This is a genomic window from Duganella sp. CY15W (assembly GCF_009857555.1).
GTDB lineage: Bacteria > Pseudomonadota > Gammaproteobacteria > Burkholderiales > Burkholderiaceae_D > Rugamonas > Rugamonas sacchari.
Map to the genome: position 1 here is coordinate 1 of NZ_WWCQ01000019.1, position 628 is coordinate 628.

Sequence of the window (628 nt, forward strand, 5' to 3'; positions counted from 1 at the left end):
ACACCAGGGCGCCGGAATTGCCGCTCAGCGTCAGCGTGCCGCTGGCGTCAGCGCCGTTGCCTGCCACGCCGGTGGCGGTATTGCCGCCATTGCCGCCGGCGGCGCTCACTTGCACATTGGGCTGGCCGCGGTTGTAGACGCCCAGCTGGGCGGCATCGGTCGCCAGCGTCAGCGTGGAGGCGGCGGCCGCGCCATGGCCGGCCTGGGCGCTGTCGCTGGCGCCGCCGTTGCCGCCGTAAGCGGCCTGGGACACGGTGCCGTAGCGGAAGTTGAGATTGTTGAAGCGGTTGTTCAGCACGGACTGTGCGCCGTTGCCGCCGCGCGCGCCTTGCTGGCCGGCGCCGCCGTTGCCGCCACGCTGGGTGATGCTGACCTGGGCCGTGTTGATGAGGGCCTTGAGCGCGGTGGTGGTGCTGGCTTCGCCGCCCGCGCCGCCCTGGAAGCCGCTGCCGACAGCCCGGCCGCCATCGCCACCGGTGCTGGACACGCCCAGCGTGAGGGTGGCGGCAACTGGTACTGGGCAGCGAGGACACATATACCGCCTCCAGCCAGGTGCTGGGCGCGGCGGCGCGGCTGGCGCAGGCGGCCGCCCGTCCTGACACCATCACCTTCATGCCGCAAATGGCGG

The 628-nt window shown here is 72.5% G+C and carries 1 pseudogene; it reads right to left on the reverse strand.

The annotated features are described in order from the left end of the window. Window positions 1–535 (reverse strand): annotated as a pseudogene (locus GTP58_RS30835) (hypothetical protein); the annotation flags it as partial. Window positions 536–628 lie beyond the last annotated feature (93 nt).